Raw genomic sequence first — 17647 nt, forward strand, 5'->3', positions numbered from 1 at the left:
ATAGTTAGCACTTAGGAAAAGAGAGTGCTAAAGGAGTGATAGATATGAATATAGATAAGTGGACGGCAAAAATGCAAGAAGCAATTCAAAGAGCTATTACAATGGCTAGTGAAATGGGACATCAGGTTGTTGACGTTGAGCATTTCTTATTAGCACTTTTAGAAGATAGCGCTGGTATTTTGTATCGTGTATTAACTAAAGCAAATGTTAATATTGCTGATTTACAAAATAAATTACACGCTAGATTGCAAAGTAAGCCAGTGGTAAACAATGTAGATATAAATAGTATTAGAATCTCATATGATTTTAATCAATTAATTAATCTTGCCAATAAACAGATGCAGGATTTTAAAGATGAGTATTTAAGTGTTGAACACATTATTATGGCTTTATTTGAATTAAATAGTACTTGGATAAAAGAGTTATTAAAAGAATATAATTTAAATAAGCGTAATGTAAGAAAAATTATTGATGAAATGCGAGGTGGTAATATGGTAAATAATCAAAATCCTGAAAATCAATACGAAGTATTAGAAAAATATGGACGTGATTTAACAAAGGATGTTGCTGAAGGCAAATTAGATCCAGTAATTGGTCGTGATGAAGAAATTCGACGGGTAATACAAATCTTATCACGTAAGACTAAAAATAATCCGATTTTAATTGGTGAACCTGGTGTTGGTAAAACAGCAATTGTTGAAGGATTGGCATGGCGTATTTTTAAAAATGACGTTCCTGTTTCAATTCAAAATAAGACTTTATACGAACTAGATTTAGGTTCATTGGTTGCTGGCGCTAAATATCGTGGTGAATTTGAAGAAAGATTAAAAGCTGTATTGAATGAAATCAAAAAATCTGAAGGCGATATCATCCTATTTATCGATGAAATTCATCAATTGGTTGGTGCTGGTAAAACTGATGGGGCAATGGATGCTGCTAACTTATTAAAACCAATGTTAGCTCGTGGTGAATTGCACTGTATTGGGGCCACAACATTAGATGAATATCGGATGTATATTGAAAAAGATGCTGCTTTGGAACGTCGTTTCCAAAAAGTTCAAGTTGATGAACCGGATAGTGATGATACTATTGCCATCTTACGTGGTTTAAAGAATTCATTTGAATCTCATCATGGGGTACAAATTACTGATAGTGCTATAATTGGGGCAGTAAATATGTCACAACGTTATATTACTGATCGTTTTTTACCAGATAAAGCTATCGACTTAATCGATGAAGCTTGTGCTTCAATTCGAATGGAAATTGATTCTCTTCCAGAAGAACTTGATACGATTACTCGTGAAAAGAATCGTTTGGAAATGGAACGAATTTCTATTGAAAAAGAAGATCGTAATGAAGATAATGAAAAACGTTTAAATGAAATTAAAGGACGTATTGCTTCATTAGATGAACAAATTAATGGTTTGACTGATAAATGGCAAACTGAAAAGAAATCTTTAGATCATATCAAAGAATTAAAAGATCAAAAGGTTCGCTTGGAAAATCTAAAAGATAAATATCAAACTGAAGGTAATTTAGAAGAAGCTTCTAAAATCATGTATCAAACTTTACCTCAAATTGAAAGAGAAATTCAAAACTTTGAAGCTTCTAAAAACGAAGATGATTTATTACAAGAAAAAGTTACTGTTGATACCGTTAGTGAAGTAATTTCACGTTGGACTGGTATTCCAATTAGTAAACTTAAAGAATCTGAACGTGATAAATTATTGAAACTTGATGATGCCTTAAAAGTTCGCGTAATCGGTCAAGATGAAGCTATTACAAAAGTTACTGATGCCATTTTAAGATCACGTGCTGGTATCAATGATGAACAACGACCAATTGGAAGTTTCTTATTCTTAGGACCAACTGGTGTAGGTAAAACTGAGGTTGCTAAATCACTTGCAGAACAGTTATTTGATACCGAAAAGAATATTGTTCGTATTGATATGTCTGAATATATGGAAAAATTCAATGTTTCTCGTTTAATTGGGGCTCCACCAGGATATGTTGGTTATGAAGAAGGAGGTCAATTAACTGAAGCGGTACGTCGTCATCCTTATTCAATTGTTTTATTAGATGAAATTGAAAAAGCTCATCCTGAAGTTTTCAATATTCTATTACAAGTATTGGATGATGGACGAATCACTGATTCTAAAGGTAATGTAGTAAGCTTTAAAAATACAATTATCATTATGACTTCTAATATTGGATCTAATTATTTATTAGAAGGTAATAATAGTGAAACTCAGGCGGCTGTTGATAATGAATTAAAAGCGCACTTTAAACCTGAATTCTTGAATCGTATTGATGAAATCGTATACTTCAACTCATTGAGTCAAGAAGTTGTAAATAAAATTATTGATAAATTTATTAAACAATTACAAGATCGATTAGTTGATCGTAAGATTACAATTACAGTTAGCGATCGTGCAAAAGAAATTATTAGTCAACAAGGATATGATGTTACATTTGGAGCTCGTCCATTAAAACGTTTTATCCAATCTAATATTGAAACACTTGTAGCTCGAGAAATGATCAAAGGTGATATTAAACATGGTAGTCATGTAACTGTTGATTATGATAATAATTTCTTTATAACAGTTAACTAACAAAGATGAAACCAGATAGCTGGTTTCATCTTTTATTTTGTTATTTATTAACTTAACGGTTATAATAAAAATATCTACATATTCTAGAAAGGATGAAAATTGTGAAAAGGCTGGTAAAGGTCATCAAAAAATTCATTTCACCACAGAGCAATTTATTTCGTTATTCATTAAGTTTTTGTTTACTTTTAGCATTATTACCAGCATTAATCGTTATTTTAAAAGTTTTTCAAAGTGATCTATTAGATGCTAATAAACTAGCAAGTCTATTATATGGTTATGTACCTAAAATATTATTAGAGCCATTTATTGAATATGTTTTATCTCAAGAATATACAACTTTTATTTCTTTGATTGTTTCATCGGTTTTTTCTATTTATTTAGCGAGTAATGCTTTTTACTCATTTATGTTGATTTCTATGACTGATGAAAAATTTGAAACTTATTCAATATTGATTAGAATAAAAGCAATAATGTTATTTGTATTGCTGGTTTTAGGAATAGTAGCACTAGCTTTTTTTAATTATTTAATAGGTATTAATACTACAATTGTAATGCTGGGTGGATTGTTTATAGTTTTTTATTTTTTTTATCGATTTTTGTCTTTTGAAAAACGGCCTTTATCATATGGTTTGTTAGGTGCTGGTTTTACAAGTACTGGAATTGTTTTAATTGGAGTATTCTTCTTTTATATTGTAGATCGTTATACTCGTTATTATGCTTTATATGGACCGTTAGCTAGTCTGGTTATCATGTTGATTTCTATTTATTTGATATCTAATGTTATTTATTTTGGATATTGTTTAAATCATGAATATGGAAAGTCGTATGATAATATTGAATATAAGCATTTGCGTTATTATCAATCTGGTAATAAGTTAATTGATCAAATATTAACAAGGTTAAAAAAACGGTTTTAAAATTATCTTATTTGTCTTTTTATATACAATCTAGAAAAAATAAGTTAGAATATTTTTATCTATTTATTATTCATGATAGAATGGAAAGTGGAGGTTTAATAATGCAGCGATATTTTATAAATGAAATTATTGATAATTCAATAATAATTAATTTAAATGAGGATGATGTTCATCATTTAAAAAATGTAATGCGTAAAAATAATGGTGATCAGATTATTTGTGTTGATCTTAAAGGAAAAGTTTATCTTGGCAAAATTGTCGATATTAATACTGGGTCAATAGAAGTAATTGAATATCTTGATGAAAATAATGAATTGGATGTAGATGTTACTTTAATTTATGCATTGCCAAAAGGTGATAAATTTGAACTGGTCTTACAAAAAGCAACAGAACTAGGAGTAAAAAGAATTGTACCTTTATTATCACGACGCTGTGTTGTTAAAACAAATGAGCAGAAGTTTGCTAAAAAGATGATTCGTTATCAAAAAATTTTAAAAGAAGCAAGCGAACAGTCACATCGTAATATTATTCCAGAGATTACTAATGTAATTAATTTAAAGCAGCTAGGTGATTATTTAGGGGATTATAATTTAGTCGCCTATGAAGAATTAGCAAAACAAGGTGAGCATATGGTTTTAAAAGAAACCTTGAAACAATTGCATTCCGGTGCTAAAATAACGATTATTGTCGGCTGTGAAGGTGGGTTTGATCAAGATGAAATTACCCAAATGGAGCTACTAGGAGTTAAAGCGTGTTCTTTAGGAAAACGTATTTTACGTAGCGAGACAGCACCGTTATATTTTTTAAGTGTGATTGGCTATAGCAGGGAGATAGAAAGATGAAAATTTTAAAATTACTGGAAAAAAACCGGTATGAAATAAAATTAAATAAAACCGGGTTGTATCGATTTGTTGAAGAGGGGAGCAAAGAACTTGTTGAATATGGTTTTAGCTATAAAGTTAAATATCCACAAGATTTATTTGCTTATGAGGTTATCTTAAATGGGATTAGAAATAAACAGGTTATCGATGAATGTTATAATCAGTTTGTGGCAGTAAATTATGATATTTTTGAATATGTCACTTATAAAGAAAGGCAAAGAATGATTAACCAGGATGAAGAAAAAGTAATTGCAAATCTACCACATTTTAAGGATAATCAAAGTAAAGAAGAAATTTATATTCCTTTTTTAGAACCATTTATAAATAAATATTATACAACAGATTATCAATTAGTCACATTAAAAAAACATAAAGAATATATCGCAAATTATCCTCGAAATATAAAAAATATGTTTGAATTGTATGGTATTCAACCATATAATTCACATTTATCATCATTACAGTTAGTAGGAGTAGATGATGAATATTATTATTTTTATCATTTTGATTTTAAAACAGTTTATCAATTTGATAAAAAGGGAATTGTTGTTGATGAATTCCCATTAATCGATAAATATACAAAAGAATATCCTGATTTAGAATTAATTAAAGAAGCTTTGGCTTTATTAGCTAATAGTGATGATGAAGCTAAAGTAGTTGAATTTTTACATACCAATAAATTTATTGGTGAAAAAACATATAAAAAATTATTAAAAAAGGTGAGTAAATGAAAACAGTAGCATTCCATACATTAGGTTGTAAAGTAAATACATATGAATCAAATGCCATGTTAAAAATATTTCAAGATGCTGGCTATCAAGAAGTTGATTTTAAAGAAGTAGCTGACGTTTATGTTATTAATACATGCACAGTTACTAATACTGGTGATAGTAAGTCTAGACAGATGATTCGAAAAGCAATAAGAAAAAATCCAGAGGCAGTTGTTTGTGCAGTAGGATGTTATAGTCAGGTAGCCCCTGAAGATATTGAACAGATTGAAGGAATCGGTGTCGTTTTAGGAACACAATATCGAAAAGAGATTGTGGATTTAGTTGAAGAATATCAAAAAACAAACCAAAAAATTGTTAAAGTTGATAGTGTAAAAAATCTGCGTAAATTTGAAGATTTAAATATCGATCGTTTTAAAAATACCCGTGCATTTTTAAAGATACAAGATGGCTGCAATAATTTTTGTACATATTGTATTATTCCTTATGCTCGTGGAAGAGTTCGTTCTCGTAAACCAGAAAGTGTTTTAAAGCAAGCTGAGCTTTTAGTGAGTCGTGGCTATGTTGAAATTGTATTAACAGGAATTCATACTGCTGGTTATGGGGAGGATTTAGAAAATTATAGTTTTTATGATTTATTAGTTGATTTAGTGAAAATAAAAGGTTTGAAACGTTTACGAATTTCTTCAATTGAAACTAGTCAGATTACTGATGAGATAATCGATTTAATTGGTTCAAACGATATTATTGTTGATCATCTTCATGTCCCTTTACAATCAGGATGTGATGCTACATTAAAAAGAATGAATCGTAAATATACTACTGAACAGTATTTAGAAAAAATTAATAAGATTCGTAGTTATTTACCTAATATAGCTTTTACTACTGATGTTATTGTTGGATTCCCAGGTGAAACTGATGAAGAATTCCAGGCAACTTATGATTTTATAAAAAAAGTTAATTATAGTCAGCTCCATGTTTTTCCATATTCGCCTAGAAAAAACACACCTGCTGCTAAAATGAAAGATCAAGTAAATGATCAAGTAAAACATCAGCGAGTTGAACGATTATTAGAATTATCTAAACAGTTAAATTATGATTTTGCAATGAAACAAATTGATAAAACTTTAAAAGTTTTATTTGAAAAACGTTTAGGTGATTATTTAATCGGTCATGCTAGTGACTATCTTCAAGTAAAAGTAAAAACTAATGAAAATTTAATTGGTGAAATTGTTAATATTAAAATTGAAAAATATAGTGATATGTTAGAGGGGAGCATCGCCTCATGAAATACTTAAACGAATTGTTTGATACAGATATTGATATGAAAATATACTCAATCCATAGTGATTCTCGATATGTTAAACCGTATTCAGTATTCTTTTGTATTGAAGGATTAAGTGTTGATGGTCATCGTTATGTTGAAGATGCTATCTTTCAAGGTGCTAAAGTAATTGTTCATTCTAAAGAACTAGACTATTATCATGATAAAATTATTTATTTTAAAGTAGCTGATACATTAGCAGAATTAAATCGTGTCTCTAATGTATTTTATGATAATCCTAGTTCTAAGATGAGAATTATTGGTGTTACTGGAACAAGTGGAAAAACAGTTGTTGCTTCAATGATTAAAGATGCGATGTCGAAGTTTTGCAGTACCGGATACATTGGTACAATTTCTCTTGAATACAATGGTCGAAAAGAGGATTGTCCTTACACGACTCCAGAATCGTTATTTTTACAAAGAAAGCTATTTGAAATGAATCGTGGTGGAGTAAAAGTTGTAGCGATGGAAGCTTCAAGTCATGGTTTAGCACTTGGAAGAGTTGATGGTATTAATTTTAATATTGCTGTTATGACTAATATTGGAGCTGAACACTTAGACTTTCATGGAACTAAAGAGCAATACGTTCTAGCAAAACAAAAACTATTTGAAAAAATCAAACCATCAGGATGGGCAATTTTAAATAGTGATGATCTAAATTTTCCTCAAATCAAGGATAGCACTCAAGGGCGAATTTTAACTTATGGAATTGAAAATGAAAGTGATGTTATGGCTAAAAATATTAAATTATTTTTAGACCATAGTGAATTCGATATTTCTTTTAAAGGCAATACATTCCATGTAAGTTCACCAGTATTGGCATTATTTAATGTTTATAATGTTTTAGCGCTTGTCAGTGTTTTAATTGCTATTGGTTGTGATGATCAAATGATCATTGATGCAATTGAAAATGTTAAACCGATTGAAGGAAGAATGGAATTAATTGAAACCGGTCAGGATTTTACTGTAATAGTAGATTATTGTCAGCATATTGCTAATTATGAAGCGGTATTTGAATATGTTGATAGTGTCCGTCAAAATCATGGTCGTTTAATTGCCGTTTTGGGAGCTCCTGGTAAGCGAAATTACAAATTGCGTAAAGAATTAGGTAAGCTTGCTAATAAATATTTAGATCACGTTATTTTAACTAGATTAGATGATCGTGGTGAAGATGTACAAACAATTTGTGAATCAATTCAAGAAGAAATTACCGATATTAGTAGTGTGATCATTGAATCTCGTCAGGTTGCTATTGAACAGGCAGTAGAATTAGCATGTAAAGACGACATTATTCTTGTTTTAGGTAAAGGACATGAAAAGTTTATTTCTTTAGAAGTTGGTCAGGTTGATTATCCTGGTGATAAAGAAATTATCCAAGAGGCCATAAAACGAATCTATGGAGGTAGTGATGATGAAATATAATAAACTGATAGACCATACTATTTTAAAACCAGATGCAACAAAAGAAATGGTAAAAAAAGTTATTGAAGAAGCAAAAGAATATCAATTTGCTTCAGTTTGTGTGAATCCTTATTGGGTTAGTTATTGTGCCAAAGAACTAATTGATAGTGATGTAAAAGTATGTACAGTAATTGGTTTTCCTTTAGGAGCTAATACTAGTAGAGTTAAAGCTTTTGAAACTAAAGAGGCTATTGAAAATGGTGCTGATGAAGTTGATATGGTTATTAATATTGGGGCATTAAAAGATGGTAATGATGATGTAGTTTTAAACGATATTAAAGCTGTGGTTCAAGCGGCTAATGGTAAATGTGTTAAAGTAATTATTGAAACATGTTTACTAACTGATGAAGAAATTATAACGGCTTGTAAACTTGCTCAAGAAGCTAATGCTGCATTTGTAAAAACATCTACTGGTTTTTCAACTGGTGGGGCTACTGTTGAAGCTGTTGCTTTAATGAAGCAAACGGTTGGCTCAAATCTTCAAGTCAAAGCTTCAGGTGGTATTAAAACTAAAGGAGATTTAAAATCAATGGTTGATGCAGGGGCCAATCGAATTGGTACTAGTAATGGAGTTGTTTTAGTAAAATAATTTTGGAAGATGATTTTTAATCATCTTTTTTTGAAAAAAGTAAAATAAAAAGGAAGGTTTACTTCCTTACATATTATTTTAATCAATTCGATTATTAGCAACAACAAAATGTAATGCAAGAAATGCTAATTCATCGTCATCAAATGATAAATTTAATTGTTGTTTAACTACTTGGTTTAAAACTTGGCTATATTCAAATTCTGTTGGATGCCGTTTAATGATTTTTTCTTTTAAAGGGTTTTTTACAGGTTCATTTTTTGATAAGCGTTCTAAAGCTGGTTCTAAATGTAAACCGATAGCAACAATTAGTTTATTGTCACTGCGATAGTCTTGCTGGTATTCTTTATATATATTTTCCATTGTTTGATTTAAAATTTGATAAACATGATCATCTAATAAATCTAATCCTGAATTAAGTTCAAAATCCAGTTTTTGATTTTTTGATAAATACATAGATACTAACGAAACTTCAGCTTCAGGAAAACTAATACCAAATTCTTTTTCTAAACGATCACAAAGCATTTTAGCATATGGATAACTATATTGTTGTTTGTATGAAGAAATTTGACTATTGCTTAATGGAATATAGTTATCAGATTTAATTCTAATAATTGCAATAGATAAATGAACTGCTAAATTATTAATTGAATTATCAGAAAGAGTAAAATCATAGTCATTAATTGTGTCGTTTATGATATTGGTTATATGAGCTTTCGTTTGATTAAAAGCTTCATCAGAGTTGATTGTTAAATCCATTATGAAACCTCCTACAACATTGATAATACTATATAATAAAATGAAAAAAAAATCTACTATTAAATTAATTAATTTTATTAATAAAAAACAATATTATTTATTTTAAGTTTATGGCAATCGGATAATAAAAATTCTTTTTATTAATTAAAAAAAATATGTAAGCGCTTACAATCAGAGCGTTTTTTTGCTTATTAATTGCGAGTATGGATTTGTTAAAAATAATTTGTTTTTTTGGTGCAAATTACTTGAATTGTAAAATCATTTTATAATATAATGCAGACGTGGATAACAAAGGGAAAATAAAAAATTTCCCCAAATATAGTGTGTGTTATTCTTAAAATGTAAATGCTTACGGTAAGTAGATAATAATCTGAAATATCCCTTGCTTGAACAGAAAATTATTTTGCTTATGTAAGATTGCATTTAAAAAATTTCAAGGAGGAAAAAATTTATATGTTAAAGAAAGAACAATGGAATGGCTTTAAAGGTAGACTTTGGAAAGAAGAAATTAACGTTCGTGATTTCATCCAAAATAACTATAAACCATACTATGGTGATGAATCATTCTTAGCCGGACCTACTGAAGCAACAAATAAGTTATGGGGTAAACTTCAGGAATTACAAAAAGAAGAACGTGCTAATAACGGGGTATTAGATATGGAAACTCATGTAGTTTCTGGATTAACTGCTTATGGGCCTGGATATATTGATGAAGAACTTAAAGATTTAGAAAAAGTTGTAGGTCTTCAAACTGACAAACCATTAAAAAGAGCATTTATGCCTTATGGTGGTATCAGAATGGCTGAACAAGCTTGTGAAACTTATGGATATACACCAGATCCAGAATTACACAAAATTTTTACTGAATATCACAAAACACATAACCAAGGTGTATTTGATGTATACACACCAGAAATTAGATTAGCTCGTCGTAACAAAATTATTACTGGTTTACCAGATACTTATGGACGTGGACGTATCGTAGGAGATTATCGTCGTGTTGCATTATATGGTATCGATGAATTAATCAATTTCAAACAACATGATTTAGCTATTTGTGGTAGTGGATCAATGACTGATGATATTATTCGTCGTCGTGAAGAAATCGCAGAACAAGTAAAAGCTTTACAAGGTATGAAAAAAATGGCAGAAATTTATGGATATGATATTTCTGAACCAGCAAAAAATGCTCATGAAGCTGTTCAATGGTTATATTTTGGATATTTAGCAGCTATTAAAACTCAAAACGGTGCTGCAATGTCTGTAGGACGTATTTCTACATTCTTAGATATCTATATTGAAAGAGACTTAGCTGCAGGAGTACTTACTGAAGAAGAAGCTCAAGAATTAATCGACCATTTCGTAATGAAATGTAGAATGGTTAAATTCGCACGTATTCCTTCATACAATCAATTATTCTCAGGTGACCCAGTATGGGCTACACTAGAAGTTGCTGGTATCGGTTGCGATGGTCGTCCAATGGTTACTAAAAACTGTTTCCGTTTCTTACACACATTAGAAAACATGGGACCTTCACCAGAACCAAACTTAACAGTATTATATTCTTCTAGATTACCTGAAAACTTTAAGAAATATACATCAAAAATTTCTATTGAAACAAGTTCAGTTCAATATGAAAATGACTGTGTAATGCGTCCTGTATGGGGTGACGATTATTCAATTTGCTGCTGCGTTTCTGCAACTCAAACTGGTAAAGAAATGCAATTCTTCGGAGCTCGTGCTAACTTAGCTAAATGTTTATTATATGCTATTAACGGTGGTGTTGATGAAAAAACAAAACAGCAAGTAGCTCCTGAATATCGTCCAATTACTTCTGAATATTTAGATTATGACGAAGTAATGAGAGCTTATGATCAATGTATGGATTGGTTAGCTGATATTTATGTAAATACACTTAACTTAATTCAATATATGCATGATAAATATTACTATGAAGCAGCTCAAATGGCTTTAATTGATACAGATGTAAAACGTACATTTGCAACTGGTATTGCTGGATTCTCTCATGTAGTAGACTCTTTAAGTGCAATCAAATATGCAAAAGTTAAAACAATTCGTGATGAAGATGGAATCGTTGTTGATTACGAAACTGAAGGAGATTTCCCTCGTTATGGTAACGATGATGATCGTGCAGATGATATCGCAGTATGGTTATTACAAACTTTCTTAGAAAAAATCAAAAAACATCATACTTATCGTGATTCAGAAGCAACTACTTCTATCTTAACTATTACTTCTAACGTAGTTTATGGTAAAGCAACTGGTTCATTACCTGATGGACGTAAAGCTGGTGAACCTTTATCTCCAGGTGCTAACCCATCTTATGGTGCTGAAAAATCTGGTTTATTAGCTTCATTAAACTCTGTAGCTAAATTACCATATGAATGGGCATTAGATGGTATTTCTAATACTCAAACAATCAGCCCTGATACTTTAGGACATGATCTTGAAGAACGTAAAAATACATTAGCAAGAGTATTAGATGGATACTTTGATCAAGGTGCTCATCACTTAAATGTTAACGTATTTGGAACTGAAAAATTAATTGATGCTATGGAACATCCAGAAAAAGAAGAATATGCAAACTTCACAATCCGTGTATCTGGATATGCTGTTAAGTTCATTGATTTAACTCGTGAACAACAAATGGACGTTATTTCAAGAACTTGCCATAAATCAATGTAATTTATTCAAGAATATTGAAATAAAACAGCCTCTTAGTTAAAGAGGCTGTTTTGATAAATAATATGTGAAATGGAGAATAATATGGACAATGTAATAAAAGGACAAGTACATTCAATTGAAAGCTTTGGTTCTGTTGATGGTCCTGGAATTAGATATATTTTATTTTTATCTGGATGTCCATTACGTTGTAAATATTGCCATAATCCAGATACTTGGGCTAATGCTAAGCCAACAATGGAAATGACACCACAAGAAGCTTTAGAAAAAGCGATGAAGTATCAAAGCTATTGGGGTGAAAATGGTGGTATTACTATTAGTGGTGGAGAACCTTTATTACAAATCGATTTTTTAATTGAGTTATTCAAATTGGCTAAAAAAGAAGGAGTTAATACTTGTATCGATACTAGTGGAGGTAACTTTACACGTGAAGAACCTTTCTTTTCTAAGTTCAATGAATTAATGAAATACACTGATTTGTTATTAGTAGATATTAAACATATCAACGATCAAGAACATCGTGAATTAACAGGAAGAAGTAATGCTAATATTTTAGATATGGCTCGTTATTTATCAGATATTGAAAAACCAGTTTGGATCAGACATGTTTTAGTTCCTGGAATAACTGATAAAGATGAGTATTTAATGGAATTAGATAAATTTATTAGTTCATTAAAAAATGTAAAAAAAGTAGAAGTATTACCATACCATACATTAGGTACATTTAAGTGGGAAGAATTAAATATTCCTTATCAATTAGAAGGAGTTAACCCACCAAGTAGCGAACGTGTTGAAAATGCTAATAAAATTCTACATACTGATAAGTATAAATAATGATGGATAAACTTTAATGGTTTATCCTTTTTTATTCATTTATAATTAAATTTAAGTTATAATATAAGAGGTATATAACAAGGAGGAAAATTGAAAATGAAATTAGGTGCAATTGAAGCCGGAGGAACAAAATTCGTCGTATGTATCGGTGATGAAAATGGTAATGTTTTAGAAAGAGATTCATTTCCAACTGAAACGCCAGAAAAGACATTAGCAAATATCTTTAAATTTTTTGATGGTAAAGATATTGAAGCACTAGGGGTAGGATGTTTTGGACCAATCGATCCTGATTTAAATAGTCCAACTTATGGATATATTACTACTACACCAAAACCTGGTTGGGGTAATTTTAATATCATGGGTGCTTTAAAAGAACGTTATAATATTCCTATGGGATTCGATACTGATGTAAATGGAGCTTGTTTAGGAGAAGCTTATTTTGGTGCTGCTAAAGGATTAGACAGTGCTTTATATATGACTATTGGAACTGGAATCGGTTGTGGAGCTATCGTGGAAGGAAATTTAGTTCATGGTTTATTACATCCAGAAATGGGACATATGAAAATGATTGTTCGTGAAGATGATAATTACGCTGGAAAATGCCCTTTCCATGGAACATGCTTTGAAGGATTGGCTGCTGGACCAGCAATTGAAGCTCGTTGGGGTAAAAAAGGACAAGAATTACCAGAAGACCATCCAGCTTGGGATTTAGAAGCATATTATATTGGACAAGCATTAGCTACTTACGTGCTAGTATTATCACCAAAGAAAATAATATTAGGTGGTGGGGTATCTAAGCAAAAACAAATGTTCCCAATGATTTTTAAATATTTAAGAGAATTCTTAAATGGATATATCCAAAAAGATGAAATCTTAACTGATAAAATTGAAGATTATATTGTTTCACCAGCTTTAGGTGATAATGCAGGTGTATGTGGTGCCTTAGCACTTGCAAAACAAGCTTTAAGTAAAAAATAACAGGAAATTCCTGTTATTTTTTATTGAAACCAGTAATCATTATAATCATATTTGAAAACTCGATACCACCAGGTAGCTCCAGTACCTTTAACAGTTTGAATAAGCTGATTATTGCTATCGTATTCAGATGCTTCAAAAGCACCACCACTATCGATTAAAACATTATCACCTAATTCCTGGACAGAACTAACATATCCAGAATAAGTAACTGGAATTCTTTCCACTAATGAAAAAGTTCTATTGTTTTCATCAATTAAATATTTGTCATAATAAGAAGTTTCTCCATCGGAACCAACACCAGTATTATAATAACTGTTGTCTGATGAATAGTTATAATCTCTAGTAGAACAAATAGTATTATTGTTATTGTAGAAATACAAATAATATTGACCTGCTGGTAGACTTTGATCTTCTTGATAAACTACACAGTGTTGACCAGCATTTATTGAAAAATCACCAATTTGATTTAATACTAAATTATCGTAATTACTTTCCTGCCAGAATTGTTTTGAACCAATAATATAATCAATTTCTGGTTCATCATAGATATTGTTGATTTTTATGATTGATGATGTTTCTCTTGAACTGATAATTATTGTATCGTCACCAACTAATTCAATAGAATTAATATGAATCCAATCTAATGGTTCATCATCACTGTTATTTGATAAATTAGAATAATAATTTTTAAATAATTCTTTTAAATCAATAAGTTCTCTTACTTCGCCACTAGCTTTATCAATGCTAATGATGATATCTTCTTCAGTAGAACTATCTTCCTTTGATGCTAATACTAAAAAGTTATTATCATTTCCAAAAATGTAGTCATGATGTAAATTGTAATTAGAAGTATCATAGATAGCAGTAATTTGACCAGTTTGATTCATAGCAGCAATTTTACTAGCGCTAATGCTAAAATACATCGTATTATCTTCAAATAATAAACGACAACTGCGATAACTAATAATCGGTATTTCACTGCGGATAGTACCATCGTTATCATAGATCAAAATAAAATCAATTTCTTCGTTATCTTCGGTAGTGCGATTACCTAGCATTGTATAAAGACCATCATCTAAAGCTTGTGTACTTTCCCCGCTAGTAACATCAAGCTGGATGTTATCTTCACTACCAACTAACTCTGGTGCATCGTAGCTCCAGCTTAAGGTGTCAATAACTTCATCGTTTTGATTAGTTAATGTTACAGTTATGAAATTTTTGACCCCTGGAATACTGCCAACTAACAAATATTCATGTTCATTAGTATAGCCATCTTCACTATTGTTGTTTAATGTTTTTGAAAAAGTGCTATAACCATCAGCTTCTATTGTATAACTGGCTTTACAAGCTTCATCACTTGAAAAATACATATAAATACCAGTTGTGTTAGTACCGTAAGGATTAGCAATTAATAATGGATTTTGCAAAGTATAATCATTTTTATCGATTAAATTACTTATCTGCTCATTAATTTCATTTTGGTAATCTAAATCATAGATATCTTCAATATCATCATAATCTTTATTTAGATTTATATAAGTGATACTGTTATTGTCATCACTAGATTGTTCGCTAGTAATTGTTTCTCTATTTAGTATCAAAACGGCTCCTACAACAATCACTACAACAATAGCTAAAATAAATATTTTCTTTTTTGCCCTCTTCATTTTTACCTCCTTGTATTTATTATCAAATTGAATTATGGGAAAAATATTACTTAATTAACTAAAAAAACCAAATATTAAAATATTTTATTAGATATGTATTATAAATCTATAACAATATAATATTAATTGACAGATAATATTATACGTCATATAATATTATTGAAATAAAAGTTAGGAAGGGGTTTGACTAATGATATTTAATACTGGAGCGGCATTATTAGATACAATTGTTTTATCAGTTATATCTAAAGAACCTGAAGGTACTTATGGTTATAAGATTACTCAGGACGTAAGAATGGCTTTAGATGTATCTGAGTCAACTTTATATCCGGTTTTAAGACGTTTATTAAAAGATAATTGTTTAGAAACATATGATCGACAATATCAAGGTCGTAATCGTCGATATTATAAAATAACACCTCAGGGGAAGGCTCAATTATCTTTGTATAAAGAGCAATGGTATATCTATGTAAACAAAATCAATAAAATTATAGGCGGGGGAAATTAAAATGAATCGTAAGGAGTTTATAGAGCAGTTGTCCTATTTACTGCAAGATATTGAAGATGAAGAACGTCAGGCTGCTTTAGAATATTATGAAGATTATTTTGATGAAGCGGGAATTGAAAATGAAGCATTGATAATTGAAGAATTAGGGTCACCTGAACGAGTAGCGGCTATAATTAAAGCGGGTTTGGAAAATCGCTTTGATCAGGATATTGAATATACTGAAAGTAAGATGGATAATGCTTATTATCAACAAAATCAAGAAATTATTGAAGCCAAGATTGTAGATGACAAAACTAATCAAACAAAAGATAGTCATTTTAAAGGCAATCCTGAACGAAATCGGATATTATTAATAGGTATAATTGTTGGAGCAATATTTCTTTTTGGAATAGCAGGCAGTGCTTTAATATCGATAGCTTTTGCCTTATTCATGGCTATATTAGGAGTTTGCTTTGGTATCTTGATAGGTGGTTTTGCTTGTCTTATTGGTGCTGTTGTTTGTTTTATTAAAGGAATTATGCTATTAGGAAGTTATTTAGGTGCTGGATTGCTTATATTAGCAACAGGATTTGGATTATTAGCGTTATCATTATTGTTTTTCTATCTTGATGGCTGGATCATTAAGTTAATACCAAGAATTTTTAAAGCTTGTGTAAAATTGGCTCGAGAAGCGTTATATTTTTTACAACAATTTTTTAATCGGGGAGGGCAAACAGAATGAAGAAATTGAAGTATTTCATTTTAGGTTCAATCATAGTGGCTGTTGTTTTGCTTGTTTCGGGATCAATTTTAGGAGGCTTTGATCAATTGGATACTTTGTATCAACGTGGTGAGTTTGATATCGAAGTACCATTTGTTGAAACTGTAGACATAAAAAATGAATATAGTAATATTGAGAACCTGGAAATTGATTGTCAAATTGGAACTGTTGATATTGTTGAATATGAGGGAACAGTTATTAAAGTAGAAGGCAAAAATATTAGTTCAACAATTAAAGTTGAAAAAGATAATGACACATTAGTTATTAAAGATGGTTCGCAGGTAAATCGCTTGATAAATTTTAATAATGATGATACTGGAATTACTATATTTGTACCATTTAATTATCATTTTGATAAAGTGGAATTAGAAGTTGATGCTGGTAAAATGAATGTAGCTAATATTTATGCTCGTGATTTAGAAGTGAATGTTGATTTAGGATCTTTTGATGCTGATAATCTAGTTGTTGAAAATGCTAAAATTGATGTTGATGCTGGAGATATCAAGATTAATTATCTTGATAGTCTTGATAGTGAATTTAAATGTGATTTAGGGGATATTGATGTCACCCTAGCTGGTTTAGAGAGTGATTATGATTATAAAACAGATTGTGATTTAGGTGATATCACGATCAGTAACTATGAAAGTGATATTTTAAAAGATAGTAATCAGCGTGGTAAGCGCAGTTTTACAGCCAATTGCGATGCTGGTAAAATAACGATTAATATGGGGGTGTAGTAAGTGAAAAGATTATATCGTTCAACTCATGATCGAATGATATTTGGTGTTTGTGGTGGTTTAGCTGAGTATTTTGATGTTGATCCTACTTTAGTAAGATTGGCTTGGGTTATTTTTTGTGCATTTGCTGGTAGTGGCATTTTGGCTTATATTATTGCTGCAATTATTATTCCAAATCGTTAAAGATAATAA

At 30.2% G+C, this 17647-nt stretch carries 16 protein-coding genes; 14 read left to right on the forward strand and 2 right to left on the reverse strand.

Going from position 1 to position 17647, the window contains the following annotated elements; all coding sequences use genetic code 11:
- Positions 1 to 44 precede the first annotated feature (44 nt).
- The 7 genes from ABGT36_RS04085 (at position 45) to deoC (ending at position 8512) form a co-directional block, all read left to right on the forward strand.
- Positions 45 to 2612, forward strand: coding sequence for an AAA family ATPase (locus tag ABGT36_RS04085; protein WP_346676943.1), 2568 nt, complete (start codon positions 45 to 47; stop codon positions 2610 to 2612).
- A gap of 92 nt (positions 2613 to 2704) precedes the next feature.
- On the forward strand, positions 2705 to 3529 hold the full coding sequence (locus ABGT36_RS04090) for a YihY/virulence factor BrkB family protein (RefSeq protein WP_300081071.1): 825 nt from the start codon (positions 2705 to 2707) through the stop codon (positions 3527 to 3529).
- Positions 3530 to 3630: 101 nt separating this feature from the next.
- Entirely contained in the window at positions 3631 to 4371 is a 741-nt protein-coding gene (locus ABGT36_RS04095) for a 16S rRNA (uracil(1498)-N(3))-methyltransferase (protein WP_087298963.1), read from the forward strand.
- Positions 4368 to 5141 carry a hypothetical protein gene (locus tag ABGT36_RS04100; RefSeq protein WP_296881774.1) on the forward strand — a complete coding sequence of 258 codons (774 nt, stop codon included), beginning with the start codon at positions 4368 to 4370 and terminating at the stop codon, positions 5139 to 5141. The genes ABGT36_RS04095 and ABGT36_RS04100 overlap by 4 nt, the downstream gene beginning before the upstream one ends.
- Positions 5138 to 6427, forward strand: a complete 1290-nt coding sequence (gene mtaB, locus ABGT36_RS04105) for a tRNA (N(6)-L-threonylcarbamoyladenosine(37)-C(2))-methylthiotransferase MtaB (RefSeq protein WP_087298958.1) — start codon at positions 5138 to 5140, stop codon at positions 6425 to 6427. Before ABGT36_RS04100 ends, mtaB begins: the two co-directional genes overlap by 4 nt.
- Positions 6424 to 7884, forward strand: a complete 1461-nt coding sequence (locus ABGT36_RS04110) for a UDP-N-acetylmuramoyl-L-alanyl-D-glutamate--2,6-diaminopimelate ligase (protein WP_087298956.1) — start codon at positions 6424 to 6426, stop codon at positions 7882 to 7884. Before mtaB ends, ABGT36_RS04110 begins: the two co-directional genes overlap by 4 nt.
- Positions 7874 to 8512 (forward strand): deoxyribose-phosphate aldolase, encoded by a 639-nt coding sequence (gene deoC, locus ABGT36_RS04115; protein WP_087371331.1) that lies wholly within the window; start codon positions 7874 to 7876, stop codon positions 8510 to 8512. Before ABGT36_RS04110 ends, deoC begins: the two co-directional genes overlap by 11 nt.
- Before the next feature lie 78 nt (positions 8513 to 8590).
- Here deoC and ABGT36_RS04120 read toward each other — a convergent pair whose 3' ends face one another.
- On the reverse strand, positions 8591 to 9268 hold the full coding sequence (locus ABGT36_RS04120; RefSeq protein WP_087298952.1) for a transcription antiterminator: 678 nt from the start codon (positions 9266 to 9268) through the stop codon (positions 8591 to 8593).
- A gap of 453 nt (positions 9269 to 9721) precedes the next feature.
- Here ABGT36_RS04120 and pflB point away from each other — a divergent pair, with 453 nt between their 5' ends.
- The 3 genes from pflB to ABGT36_RS04135 all read left to right on the forward strand — a co-directional run bounded on the left by pflB (position 9722) and on the right by ABGT36_RS04135 (position 13783).
- Positions 9722 to 11974, forward strand: a complete 2253-nt coding sequence (pflB, locus tag ABGT36_RS04125) for a formate C-acetyltransferase (RefSeq protein WP_346676945.1) — start codon at positions 9722 to 9724, stop codon at positions 11972 to 11974.
- Between the two features lie 81 nt (positions 11975 to 12055).
- Positions 12056 to 12805, forward strand: coding sequence for a pyruvate formate-lyase-activating protein (gene pflA / locus ABGT36_RS04130; RefSeq protein WP_087298949.1), 750 nt, complete (start codon positions 12056 to 12058; stop codon positions 12803 to 12805).
- Between the two features lie 96 nt (positions 12806 to 12901).
- Complete coding sequence (locus tag ABGT36_RS04135) at positions 12902 to 13783, forward strand: ROK family protein (RefSeq protein ID WP_087298946.1); 882 nt, start codon at positions 12902 to 12904, stop codon at positions 13781 to 13783.
- A 20-nt stretch (positions 13784 to 13803) separates the two neighbouring features.
- On the opposite strand, the gene ABGT36_RS04140 is transcribed toward ABGT36_RS04135, so the two are convergent.
- A complete protein-coding gene (locus ABGT36_RS04140; protein ID WP_346676947.1) occupies positions 13804 to 15450 on the reverse strand; it encodes an aryl-sulfate sulfotransferase in 1647 nt (548 codons plus the stop codon).
- A 190-nt stretch (positions 15451 to 15640) separates the two neighbouring features.
- Here ABGT36_RS04140 and ABGT36_RS04145 point away from each other — a divergent pair, with 190 nt between their 5' ends.
- The 4 genes from ABGT36_RS04145 to ABGT36_RS04160 are packed head-to-tail and all read left to right on the forward strand — an operon-like array spanning position 15641 to position 17638.
- On the forward strand, positions 15641 to 15958 hold the full coding sequence (locus tag ABGT36_RS04145; protein ID WP_087371336.1) for a PadR family transcriptional regulator: 318 nt from the start codon (positions 15641 to 15643) through the stop codon (positions 15956 to 15958).
- A gap of 1 nt (position 15959) precedes the next feature.
- A complete protein-coding gene (locus ABGT36_RS04150; RefSeq protein WP_296882990.1) occupies positions 15960 to 16679 on the forward strand; it encodes a DUF1700 domain-containing protein in 720 nt (239 codons plus the stop codon).
- The gene (locus ABGT36_RS04155) at positions 16676 to 17455 is read left to right on the forward strand and encodes a DUF4097 family beta strand repeat-containing protein (protein WP_346676948.1); all 780 of its coding nucleotides are present in this window, start codon (positions 16676 to 16678) and stop codon (positions 17453 to 17455) included. Before ABGT36_RS04150 ends, ABGT36_RS04155 begins: the two co-directional genes overlap by 4 nt.
- 3 nt (positions 17456 to 17458) lie before the next feature.
- A complete protein-coding gene (locus tag ABGT36_RS04160; RefSeq protein ID WP_087298935.1) occupies positions 17459 to 17638 on the forward strand; it encodes a PspC domain-containing protein in 180 nt (59 codons plus the stop codon).
- Positions 17639 to 17647: the final 9 nt, after the last annotated feature.

The organism is Erysipelatoclostridium sp. An173, assembly GCF_963931465.1.
Classification (GTDB): domain Bacteria; phylum Bacillota_I; class Bacilli_A; order Erysipelotrichales; family Coprobacillaceae; genus Thomasclavelia; species Thomasclavelia merdavium.

Bases quoted from the DNA above. Each gene is read 5' to 3' on its own strand.
- pflA (WP_087298949.1), top strand. From the start codon at position 12,056: ATGGACAATGTAATAAAAGGACAAGTACATTCAATTGAAAGCTTTGGT.
- ABGT36_RS04135 (WP_087298946.1), top strand. From the start codon at position 12,902: ATGAAATTAGGTGCAATTGAAGCCGGAGGAACAAAATTCGTCGTATGT.
- pflB (WP_346676945.1), top strand. From the start codon at position 9,722: ATGTTAAAGAAAGAACAATGGAATGGCTTTAAAGGTAGACTTTGGAAA.
- ABGT36_RS04155 (WP_346676948.1), top strand. From the start codon at position 16,676: ATGAAGAAATTGAAGTATTTCATTTTAGGTTCAATCATAGTGGCTGTT.
- ABGT36_RS04095 (WP_087298963.1), top strand. From the start codon at position 3,631: ATGCAGCGATATTTTATAAATGAAATTATTGATAATTCAATAATAATT.
- ABGT36_RS04085 (WP_346676943.1), top strand. From the start codon at position 45: ATGAATATAGATAAGTGGACGGCAAAAATGCAAGAAGCAATTCAAAGA.
- ABGT36_RS04100 (WP_296881774.1), top strand. From the start codon at position 4,368: ATGAAAATTTTAAAATTACTGGAAAAAAACCGGTATGAAATAAAATTA.
- deoC (WP_087371331.1), top strand. From the start codon at position 7,874: ATGAAATATAATAAACTGATAGACCATACTATTTTAAAACCAGATGCA.
- ABGT36_RS04120 (WP_087298952.1), bottom strand. From the start codon at position 9,268: ATGGATTTAACAATCAACTCTGATGAAGCTTTTAATCAAACGAAAGCT.
- ABGT36_RS04140 (WP_346676947.1), bottom strand. From the start codon at position 15,450: ATGAAGAGGGCAAAAAAGAAAATATTTATTTTAGCTATTGTTGTAGTG.
- ABGT36_RS04150 (WP_296882990.1), top strand. From the start codon at position 15,960: ATGAATCGTAAGGAGTTTATAGAGCAGTTGTCCTATTTACTGCAAGAT.
- mtaB (WP_087298958.1), top strand. From the start codon at position 5,138: ATGAAAACAGTAGCATTCCATACATTAGGTTGTAAAGTAAATACATAT.
- ABGT36_RS04090 (WP_300081071.1), top strand. From the start codon at position 2,705: ATGAAAATTGTGAAAAGGCTGGTAAAGGTCATCAAAAAATTCATTTCA.
- ABGT36_RS04110 (WP_087298956.1), top strand. From the start codon at position 6,424: ATGAAATACTTAAACGAATTGTTTGATACAGATATTGATATGAAAATA.
- ABGT36_RS04145 (WP_087371336.1), top strand. From the start codon at position 15,641: ATGATATTTAATACTGGAGCGGCATTATTAGATACAATTGTTTTATCA.